This is a genomic window from Streptomyces sp. 4F14 (genome assembly GCF_048159485.1).
Lineage (GTDB): Bacteria > Actinomycetota > Actinomycetes > Streptomycetales > Streptomycetaceae > Streptomyces.
The window spans coordinates 140,592-151,500 of record NZ_JBLRVY010000030.1; the positions used below are offsets into that span (position 1 = coordinate 140,592).

At 69.9% G+C, this 10,909-nt stretch carries 6 protein-coding genes; 2 read left to right on the forward strand and 4 right to left on the reverse strand.

Annotated elements, in window-relative coordinates:
- The first annotated feature begins 6 nt into the window (after positions 1-6).
- Positions 7-3,018 (forward strand): SUKH-4 family immunity protein, encoded by a 3,012-nt coding sequence (locus tag ACLZOT_RS39240; RefSeq protein ID WP_416973950.1) that lies wholly within the window; start codon positions 7-9, stop codon positions 3,016-3,018.
- A gap of 172 nt (positions 3,019-3,190) precedes the next feature.
- Positions 3,191-4,075: a cellulose-binding protein gene (locus ACLZOT_RS39245; RefSeq protein ID WP_416973951.1), complete on the forward strand. Its 885-nt coding sequence runs from the start codon at positions 3,191-3,193 to the stop codon at positions 4,073-4,075.
- Positions 4,076-4,150: 75 nt separating this feature from the next.
- On the opposite strand, the gene ACLZOT_RS39250 is transcribed toward ACLZOT_RS39245, so the two are convergent.
- The 4 genes from ACLZOT_RS39250 to ACLZOT_RS39265 all read right to left on the reverse strand — a co-directional run.
- A complete protein-coding gene (locus tag ACLZOT_RS39250; RefSeq protein ID WP_416973952.1) occupies positions 4,151-4,324 on the reverse strand; it encodes a hypothetical protein in 174 nt (57 codons plus the stop codon).
- 238 nt (positions 4,325-4,562) lie between these two features.
- The gene (locus ACLZOT_RS39255; RefSeq protein ID WP_416973953.1) at positions 4,563-4,760 is read right to left on the reverse strand and encodes a hypothetical protein; all 198 of its coding nucleotides are present in this window, start codon (positions 4,758-4,760) and stop codon (positions 4,563-4,565) included.
- 539 nt (positions 4,761-5,299) lie between these two features.
- Positions 5,300-5,701 (reverse strand): hypothetical protein, encoded by a 402-nt coding sequence (locus ACLZOT_RS39260; protein WP_416973954.1) that lies wholly within the window; start codon positions 5,699-5,701, stop codon positions 5,300-5,302.
- On the reverse strand, positions 5,698-10,909 hold a 5,212-nt coding region (locus ACLZOT_RS39265), incomplete at its 5' end, for a polymorphic toxin-type HINT domain-containing protein (protein ID WP_416973955.1). The genes ACLZOT_RS39260 and ACLZOT_RS39265, both read right to left, overlap by 4 nt.

The following is a 10,909-nucleotide window of genomic DNA, read 5'->3' on the forward strand; positions in this document are numbered from 1 at the left end:
CAGCGCATGGTGACGTTCGCGCAGGCGCAGGAGCGCGCGGAGGAGTGGGTCAACGGGGACGTGCCCGTGTACCAGCATCGCGAGGTGCGCGTACGGGAGTTCGGCCTCGGGTTCGTGGTCTGGGCGGAGGACCGCGCGGAAGGCCCTCGCGGGGACGGGGGTGCGCAGCGGCTCGTCATCGCCCGGGACAGCGGGGAGGCGACGCTGTGGCCGTCCCTGCCGGTGGGGGAGGTCATCCGCCGGTACGAGGAGCGGTACGGGGGTGAGGCGGGGGTTGTCGCGGATGCGGTGCCGGCGGCTCCCGCGCGGGTCGACCTCAACCAGACGTCGTTCCTTCTGACGCCGCCGGAGTGGTTGCAGGATGCGGCGGACAAGCTGGGGATCGGGGAGCGGGGGGATGGGGTAACGCCGGGTGCTGGGGCGGGTGTTGGGGGGCCGGGTGCCGGTGCCGGTGTCTCCGGTCAGCCCGCTGCGCCCGTCGTGCCTGGTGCTCCCGGCGTGTCCGGTGGTTCGACTTCCGGTGGTGGTCCTTCTGTTCCTGCCGGGGCTACTCCCTGGGCCGGGACCGATACCAACGGGGACGGGGGCGAGGACCGGTCCGTTCCGCTGCCCGCGACCGTGTTCGCTCCGCCGTTGAGCGACGGGGAGCGGGGGCGGGGGTCCGGGGTCGCCGCCGATGCGCCGACCGCGTTGATGTCCGGGGGAAGTCAGTTGCCGCCGACGGCGGTCGCGCCTGCGTTGGGTGCGCCGGGGGGTGGGGGGCCGGAGGGGTCCGCGTACGGGTATCCGCAGACGGCCGGTGGGCCGGGCGGGGTCAACGCGGGTGGGCCGGGCGGGGTTTCGGGTCCCGGTGTGCCCAACTCGCCCACTGCGGGCGGGCATCAGGGGGTCGGTGCGCCTGGCTCGGGTGTCCCTGGCAGGGTTCCCGGGGGCGGCGCTCCCAACTCGCCGGTGCCCGGCGGGGCCCAGGGGGTCGGTGCGCCTGGCTCGGGTGTCCCCGGCGGAGCCCCGGGCACTGGTGCGCCCAACTCGACTGCCCCTGGCGGGGTTCCGGGTGCCGGCCTGTCCAACCCCGGTGTTCCTGGCGGGGTTCCGGGTGCTGGCCCGTCCAACCCCGGTGTTCCTGGTGGAGTTCAGGGTGCCGGTGTGCCCAACTCCGGTGTTCCCGGCGGAGCCCAGGGCGTGCCGGGTGCTCCGCAGACCGTCGGTGCGGGTGGGCCGGGTGCTCAAGGCGGGGCTTCGCAGGAGCCCGCGTCCGCCGGGCGGGGGCTCGCTCCCAACGCCGGGGACATCGCCGATGCCGCGACCAGCCGGGCGGCGCCGCCTCCGCGCCGGGGGCGTGGTGGTGCGGGTGCGCCGCCGCCTCCGCCGGGTGCGCCCGGGGTGCCGGGGGGCGGGGCCGGGGCCGGTGGTCCTGCCGGTCCGGCTGGGGCGTACGTACCCACGCAGTTGGTGTCCGCGCTTGAGGGTGACCTGCCCGGTGGGGCCGGTGGGGCCGGTGGGCCGGGTGCTCCGGTAGCTCCGGGGTCCTCCCCGGGTACACCTCCGGTAGCACCCCCTGGCACGCCTCCCGGCATGCCCGCCGGTGCTCAGCCGCCCGCCGCCGGTCGCCCCGGCCCTGGTCAGCCCGGTGCCGGACAGGCGCCCGGTGCCGTGCCGCCGCCTCCGCCGGGCGCCCCCGGTGCTCCTGGCGCCCCGCAGCCCCCCGGCGCCCCTGGTACCCCGGGCACCCCCGGCGCTGTGCACCAGGCCGAAACGATGCTGGCCGCGCCTCCGCCGGGTGGCCCCGGCATGCCGCCGCCCCCGCCGGGTGCCCCGGGTGTCCCCGGCGCACCTCCGAACGCTCCCGGCATGCCGCCGGGCGCACCCGGAGTGCCGGGCGCCCAGGGTGCGGCCCCGTTCCCCGGCGCCCCCGCGGCACCTCCCGGCGCGTTCCCGGGTACCCCTCCGGGCGTACCCGGTGGTGCTGCCACCCCGCCTCCCCCTCCGGTAGTACCCCAGGGCATGCCCCCGGCGGCCTACGGGTACCCCAACCCGGCGGGGCAGCCGATCGTCGGTCCCGGGTATCAGGCGGTCCTGCGCTACCGCGCCCAGGACGGCTCCGAGCAGCAGCTCATCCGGCGTTCGGCGCCCGGCACCCCGCACCCGGAGTGGCAGATCTTCCACGAACTGCGCGGGATGAACGTGCCGCCGGGCCAAGTCCTGGAGCTGCACACGGAGTTGGAGTCGTGCGAGCTGCCGGGCGCGTACTGTGCGCGGATGATCCGCGAGCAGTGGCCGCAGGCGCGGATCACGAGCATCGCCCCGTACGGCACGGACCACGCGAGCCGTCAGCAGGGCATGCAGCAACTCCTCGCGCACCAGGGCGAGTTGCACCAGGTCGCGGACGGCCCGGCGAGGCCCGCACCGGTCCGGGCCCCGTTGCCGCCGGTGCAGCAGGCGCCCGCCGTACCGCCGGAGGCGATCGGGCAGGAGTTGGCCGCCGCGTTCGGGCCGGGCGTGTTCCGGTTCGAGCAGGCGGCGGTGGCGAGGCAGGGGGTGCCGCCGGTGGTCGCGCACACGCTGGTCGCGGCCGGACTCCCGCTGGACATGGGCCCGTTCTTCTGGGCGCAGGCCCAGCCGGGCCGCCCGGTCCCGACGCTCGCGGAGCTCGCGCAGGAGCGCGGCGTGCAGCCCTCGGCGGACGCCGGGTCGTACCTCGTGATGGGCAGCGACTTCGGCAAGGCGATCTGCGTGCAGTACGGCACCGCGAACATCGTCGCCGTACCCGTCGAGGCGGGTCCCGGCGGGGCGCCGGTCGCGCCGCAGTTCGTGAACTCGGGGCTGCCCGAATTCGCGCGCTGCCTCGCCCTGTTGGGGCGGATGTGGCGGCTGCGGTTCGGGCTGAACCCGGAGCAGGCGGCCCGCTGGACCGTCGACTTCCAGGCCCAGCTGGCCTCGCTGGACCCGGCGGCGCTGGGCTCGCCGGACAGCTGGTGGTCGGTGCTGCTGGAGCAGATGTGGGACGGGCTGCTGTGACGTAGCCCTTGAGGGTGTCCTCGAAGGAGTCCGCGACCGGCGGTGAACGGTCGCGGACTTTTTCGTCCCCCCATACCCGTAACCCTCTCCCGGAGTGTCACGTTACGCACCTTTTGATCCGAACCGTCAAGATATGCGCAAAATCGTTCGGATCTCGTGGGGAGTTTCCAGGATGGGCAGCGCGCCGGTGTCGCCGTACGGGTTCGAGACGGTCCGTGGACGCGGGTACCGCCCCGCGCAGGTCGAGGCGTACGTCACGACCCTGTGCGCGGACCGCGACGCGGCCTGGGAACGGGCCGCACGCCTGACAGTCCAGGCCAAGGAGTCAGAATCGGAGGCGACCCGCCTGCGCGAGGCCGTCACCCGCCTCACTCCCCAGAGCTACGAGACCCTCGGCGAGGCCGCCCACCACCTCTTCCACCTGGCCCGCACCGAGGCGCACACCCTCCGCGAACGCGCCCGGCGCGAGGCGCAGGACCAGGCGGCCCGGGCCCACGTACACGCCGCGGCCGTACGCGAGGAGGCGGAAGCCGCAGCACGCCAGACCCTCGCGGAGGCGGAGGAGTGGGGCCGGCAGCGCGTCGCGCGGGCGCACGAGGAGGCGGACGAGATCCGCGTGACGGCCCGCCGCGAGGTGAAACAGGGCCGCGCGGAGGCGCTGGAGGGACTACGAGAGGTACGCCGCCGCACCGAGTCCCTCCGTGCCCGCCAGGACCACACCCGCGACCAGCGCCGCGAGGCACTCGAACGCGAGGCCCTGCACCGCGCCCACACCCTGGACACCCACTACGCCCACCTGATCGCCCGCGCAGAATCCGCCCTCTCCGAGGCCCAAGCCACCCACACCGAGGCCGAACGCACCGCCCACCACCTCCACACCTACGCCCAGTCCCACGCCACCACCCTCCTCACCGAAGCCCACCACCAAGCCGACCGCATCGCCCGCGAAACGGAACGCGTCCTGCGCGAACACGGCGAACGCTGGGACGACGTACGGGCGCACATGGACTACGTCCGGAGCAGCTTGAGCGCGCTGACCGGGCGGGCGGTGGAGTAATCCCCCGCTCGGTGATCTGTCAGCGTCTGCGATATTTGTCCGATGCTGCTGACGTCTTGTCGGCGAGTGCGCGGGCTATTCCGCGCCGAGGATGCGCAGGCCGTGGTGGGTCCTGAAGTCCTCGTAGTCCTTGAGGTTGAGCGTGGCCAGCGGCAAGTCATAGGTCAGGCAGCACGCGGCGATCCACATGTCGTTGATCGGGCGTGGGCGTCCGCGCTGGATGCCTGGGGCCGACAGTCGGCCCCACATCGCCGCGAAGGGTTCGTCGCCCGGAAGGATCGGGATGTCGGAGAGCCTCGGCCAGTTCCTGACGGCTGTGGGTGCCCCAGCGCCGGATCTCGGTCCACTTGGTCAGCTCACCGAAGGTGACGAAGGTGATCAGAGGCTTCCGGCCGATCAGGCGGGTGGCCAGCGGACCGGTGAGCTTGCGCTTGTGGGTCAGTGAGGCAACGTCGGTGTCGAGGATGACGGGTTGCATGGCGGCGGCTCAGGCTACGTCGCGGTGACGCTCGGAGTACATGAAGGCCAGGAACTCCTCCAGCTCCTCATCCGACTCGAAGGTGTCGGCAGTGAGGTCGTCCAGAGAGCGGATCGGCTGAGTGTTCTTGACCGCGAGCAGTTCCTCGACCGACAGGCGGGGCCTGATCGGCGGGTAGGCGGGGTGGTCCGAGTCGGGTGTGCTCATCGGAACCTCCACCGGGGCCTGCTGTGGGCTGACGGAGCCAGCATACGGGGGCGGAACTCCCGAGGACACCGGGCTTTCACCTCTCCGTACCACTACCCGAACAGTCGTCCGTAGATGAGGAAGAAACTGGAGGCCGGAGAGAACGAGGGGGAGGTCTCCGCCCCCGGAGTGGGGGTCGGGCGCGGGAGAGATCGATCTGTGCCCATACGGCCGTACCCCTGGTATGCGTGCCTGTCCCGCACCGGGTGGAGAACGCGCAGACCAGGAACAGACCCCGGTCGCCCTCTGCCCCGACGATCGTCCAGCGAGGGGGATCGACCACACCCCACCCGCCCCAACTGCCTTGTCGACCCAGGGCGTTACATGCGGTCCGCTCCTGGCTCACCCCGGTCTACCACCCTCCAGCACTGGTGACGGGTCTGGGCGAACTACCGGTACTCAGCGCCTGCACGCAGTGGGCTGGACTGTGCAGCCGTCTGCTCCACGGACTCTGGCTGAGTCGCAGCCAGAGTCCGTGGAGCAGTGGCAACCGGGAGGGCTCATACTGTGGCGAACCACAGATCGTTTGCTGAGAAGGTTTCCATTTTTAGCTCTCGGAGTTTCTCCTCCTCGCCGAACGCCCGCCCGAGCACTGCGATATCGCAGCTCATGACTGGAGCGTCGAACGACGGAACAAGAATCACCGCACTGTCGTGGGTGGGGACCTGCAAATCTCCTGAAGTGCGTTCCTCGGCGATGATCAGTCGAAGCGTCGTGGACACCATCGCCACGCGAGCGTCCCGGACCAGGACGCTCAGCCATTCCTCGTCGGCTTCTTTGTCCCAGTCAATAACCCCGCCGACCGATCGAGCCAGATAGTCGGCGATCTCAACTGCGACCTCTTCGTGCCAGGTGACCGGCGGATCACCCAAACGCGCCAGCGCATCCGAGACATCGATCACGGTGCACCTCCGGGACTCCCGTGAATGGCACCCCGATTGTTCCGGTAGACATTTATGTAGTGAGTCAACTCCCCAGTCCTCCCGATGACTCCAACAGGCCCGTTCTCGACGTACACCTTGGCTTTGTTCCCGACCCACAGCCCATGGGTGTCGGCATAGGCAGCAGCATCCAGAGTGGCCTTTTCCGCATTCACGCCTTTGAGAAAGACACTCTTTGTCGGACCTGCTGAACCCGGAAGGTGTTTCAGCATTGCCGGGTAGCTGACGGTGTACGTGCCGTTCGTCAGCTTCCCATGACGGTTCACGTAGCTCTCAGGCGCCGTGGAGCAGCTTGAGTTGTGAACGAGGACCGGTGTCTCGCCCGCCAGCACATAGTACGTGTGCAGGTTATCGACGGTGAGGTTATATGTCCGGGCCTGCTTGGTGAAGGCCCGGTTCCCCGTGACGATGACGGTGGAGCCGTCGTCCGTGCGCAGGGTCATGCCCGGTTTGAGGTCGTCGGCCGGTACCCAGTCGTGTTCGGAGGGGGACCAGAAGGGGTGTTCGTGGGTGGCGGTGAGGTGTTCGATGCCGTCGGGGGTGGCGATGGACAGGTCGTTGAAGTTCTTGTCGCCTTCGGTGCGGATGAGGCGGGTGACTTCGCGGGGGCCGGTTTCGCCGGTTTTCGGGTCGGTTGCCAGGACCTTGTCGCCGAGTTCGACGTCCTCGATGTTCTTGGTGGTTTTGCCGTCGGCCATGAGGACGTCGGTGCCGGCGAGGAAGCACTTGCAGGGGCGGGCGCGCAGGGATTTTCCGACGCCGGACTTGGAGTTGATTTTCAGACTGACGCCGTTCGGGAGCGGACCGGACGGCAGTGGTCCGATGGCTTGCGAGCGGGCGAATTCGAGGTCGCTGAAGTACTTCCTCATGGCGCCGGAGCACTTGATCTCTTGGTGGGAGAAGCAGATGTTCGCGGCAACGGAGAGAGTCACGTTGGTGTCGACGTAGCTCCCATGCTTGCGGTACTCCTCGCCCATCTTTTGCCGGTATGCCTCCAGCCACGCCTCCTCCTGGGCCTCTGAGCTGGAGTAGTAGGAGACGGCCGCGTAGAGCTGCTGTCGCGCATCGCGTGTGTCGTCGCGGTTCTGCCCGAGGATTCCACCGTCGTTGGATTTGGGGCAGTGGTAGTAGCAGCCGTCGCCCCCGACGGTTCCGCCGGTTGGGACGCCCGGTTTCGGGCTCTGGCCGCCGCCTCCGCCGCCGGGGCGGGGTTCGTTGTGGCCGGTGCCGTCGTCGAGCCAGAGGCCGGTGGGGTCGCTGAAGGTGACGGGGTTGTTGGCGGCGTAGCTGTAGCCGTTGAGGGTCTGGGGGTTGGCGGGGTCGAGGACGGGGTCGACGCTGAGGAACTGGCCGGTGGTGGGGTCGTACTGGCGGGCGTCGATGTGGGTGAGGCCCGTGGTGGCGTCGCGGGTTTTGCCGAGGAAGCCCTTGTCGTCGGGCCAGGGGCCGAAGAGGGGGGTGCCGCGGTCGGCGCCGAAGGGGGTGGTGTAGCGCTTGATGAAGGTCTGCGCGGTGTCGGGGTTGAGGGCCAGGGACGAGGTGCCGTGGTTGTCGCCGGTGAGGTAGGTGAGTTTGTTAGTGCCCGACTGGTTGGTGCGCAGCGCCGCGGTGACGCCGCCCGCGGAGTAGTAGCGCTGCGCCCACACCGTGCCGTCGGCGCGAAGGTGTAGCTCCGTGGCGCCGGCGTAGAGGACGCGTTCACCGTTCTGGGTGGCGCGGATGAGGAGGGAGTTGTCGGCCGAGTAGATGTAGTCGGTCGCGACGCCGTTCTCTGTGAGCTTGTTGAGCTGGCCCTCGGGAGTCCAGGTGAGGTCCTGGGGGTTCTTCACGCCGGGGCGCTTGACCGTGTTGCCGGTCGCGTCGTACTGGTACGTCTTCTGCGGCGCGGCGCAGTCGGTGCCCGTGGTCGTGCCGCTCAGGGTGTGCGGCTGGGCGGTCTTGGTGTAGCAGTACGTCGTCTTGGCGTCGCCGGTGCTCTTGTGGGCGGTCTCGCTGGTGCGCTGGCCGGCGGTGTTGTAGGTGTAGCTCGACCAGTAGGGGGCCGGGCCCGACAGGTTCGCGGCGCTGCGGTTGTCCGCGCAGTTCTGCGAGGTCGGGGTCCAGGCTTCGGTGAGGCGCTGGTAGCCGTCGTAGACGAAGCACTGGGTGTCGGCGCTGCTGCTGCCGCCCAGGAGGGTCGGGTCGCTGATCTTGGTGACGTTGCCGGTCTGGTCGTAGGTGTAGTTGAGGTCTTGCAGCATGTACGGGTGGGTCTGGTCCGTGACGTGGCTGCGGGTGAGGCGGCCGGTGCCCTCCTCGTAGACGTTGGTGACGTACGTGTTCTTCAGGTCGGGGGAACCGGTCCCCAGGGTGAGCTGCTGCGGCTGTGCGAGGGCCGAGTAGGAGACGTTCCGCAGGTAGCCGGGCATGGAGGTGACGTTGCCGAGGTCGTCGTAGCGGTACTCGACGATCTCGGACGGCAGTCCGCCGAGGGCCGGTTCCTTGGTCTGCTGGAGGGTGCCGTCGACGTTGTAGAACGACCCGAAGGTCAGCGTGGTCGGCTGCTTCGCCGTCACGAACGGGTCCGTGGACGGGAGTTGGAGCTGGGTTTCGGTGGCGCGGTCGAGGGTGTCGTAGACAGTGACCGTCTGCGTGTACGCCGAGCCCGCCTTGCCGCCGATGTAGCGGGTGGAAGAGGTGGGCAGGCCCTTGAGGAGGGTGTCGTAGGTGTAGCCGGTGAGCTGGTTGGCGTCGGTCCGGGTGTTCTTCCAGGTGCCGGTGACGCGGCCCAGTTCGTCGTACCCGGTGAGGATCGACGTGTTGGTGGAATCCGTCGTCTTGGTCGGACGGTCGAGTACGTCGAACTCGGTGGTCGACGCGCCGGTGTCCGGGTCGGAGCTCTTGGCCTGGCGGCCGAACAGGTCGTAGGTGTACGACCAGGTCGTGTTGTCGGGTCCGGTGAGCGTCTTCTGCTTGCCGTCGAGCTCGTAGTCCGACTTCGTCGTGGTGTACGAGGCTCCGGGGCCCGTGCCGTAGGCCGTGTCGGCGGGGCTGGTGCCGGCGTAGGTGCGGGTTTCCGTCGTCTGGCCGCGTACGTCGGTGATCACGCGCTTGGCCGAGCCGCCGTCGAGGCCGGTCGTGGCGACCGAGTCGCCGGTGTAACTCGTCGTCGTGGACCACTTCTTGACGCCGAAGACGTACAGGGTGCTGCTGGTGGCGCGGCCCGCGCCGTCGAGCACGGTGCGGATCTGGGTGGGTGAACCGCCGTACTCGGCACGCTTGTAGACACCGTCGGGAGCGGCGGCGGATTCGAAGAGGTCGGCGTACGACTCGTAGGCGAGGCCGCGGGTGTCGTAGCGCGTGTCCGTCAGCAGCCGGCCGCCCTGCGGGGTCGGGGACTGGGTCTGGAGGGGGCGCAGGAGGGCGTCGTAGAGGGTGTAGCCGGTGTTGTAGGTCTCGCCGTCCTTCTTCAGGGTCGACGTGGACACCCAGGACGGGTCTGCCGTGTTGAGCTGGTACGCGAACTTGTAGCTCGCGGCCTGGCTGCCGCTGACCCGGTTGGGGAGCCATACCTGAGTGAGGCGGCCGAGGGCGTCGTATGCGCTCTCTGTCTTCTTCGAGTTGGGGTCGTAGACGCGCAGGGGAAGGCCGCGGCGCGGGTCGAGGAAGCTGGTGGTCTTGTACTGCTTCGCGTCAGCGGTGATCGTCTTGGTGAGCGGTCCGGCGTCGGTGGGGGTGTAGGCGATGGTGCTGGCCGGGTTGGTGGACGCGTCACTGACGGTGAGGGGGCGGCCCAGGGTGTCGTACGTGGTGGCGGAGAGCTTCTGCCAGCCGGAGGGGGCGCGGTCGCCCGTGGCGGGGTAGCCGGTGGCGCGGCCGGTCCAGGTCGGCAGGCCCTTGGTGGGGGTCTGGTCGGCGGACCAGGTGGTCGCGTTCGCCGTGTCGTAGACGGTGGCCACGTCCGACAGGACGTCACCGCGAGCGGGCGCGGTCGGGCTCATGGACGCGGGAAGGCTGAGCGCGCTGTCCGCCGTCGCGCAGGCGCGGCCGACCGTGCGGACCCGGGATACCAGGTTCGTGAAATCACCGCCGCGCGCGTACCAGGTGCGGGAGCAGGTCTCGTCGTTGGCCTTGGCGGCGTCGCCGGAGTCCTCGACGGTGACCGGCATGCCGTAGCTGTCGTAGGTCGTGGTCGTCTGACGCTTCCGCCAGGTCTGGGGAACCGTCAGATAGGTGTAGGAGTACGCCTTCTCGGTGCGGACGTAGCGGGCGATGTGAGCCGCCGCGTCGGGTGCGCTCTGGGTCGCGGTCTCCTTCGACCAGGGGTCGTTCGCCGACGCCGAGATCGCCGTGTTGCCGTCGTAGGTGACCTGCTGGCGCAGTTGGCCGGCGTACTCGTCCTTGTCGGTGATCGCCGCGATGCCCAGTGCGGGGGACGACAGCGGTGCGACGGAGACGGACTTGGCCGCGCCGGTCTGGTTCTTGTCGCCGTCCATGCCCTGGAGGTAGAGGGAGACGGTGCGGGAGCGGGTGACGTTCGTCGCGCCGGTCCAGGCGGTCACCTGGCGGTAGCCGCGCCAGTCCGACCAGGTCCGCTCGGCCGCGGGGGTGAAGGGGTCGTCACTGTGGTGCCAGGCGGCGCCGCTGTAGGAGTAGGCGTGCTCCACCGCCTCGTTGTGCGCGGCCGGGTCCGAGACCGCCACGGCCAGCACCCGGTACTTGTTGAACCAGTCGATCGACGCTTTCTCGGCGCCGTTGATGTGCCAGAACTGGGGGTAGCAGGAGCGGGTGTTGGTGTCCGGGGCGGCGTTCAGGACCTCGCTGCGGACGCACTCCTGGCCCGACAGGGTGACGCGCGTGACCGCACCCGTCTCCGAGACGATGGTGGAGATGCGCGGCCGGGACAGCGGCAGGATGTTCTCGGTGGCGTCGACACGGTTGGGCAGCGTCGCGTACGTGAAGCTGATCGGGGCGAGCGCGATGCTGGTGTCACCCGCCTTGCCGGTCCGCTTCAGGGACATCAGGGCCAGGACCTTGTCGGAGGGGTCGGCCAGGTCCGTGGCGTCCAGATACTCGCTTGTGAAGGCCCAGGAGTCGACGGCGTCGTAGCCGGCAGTGGTGGCGTTGTACGAGGACGTGGCGATGCCGGTGAGGCGCTTGCGGGAGAAGAACGACGGCCCGGTCGAGTTG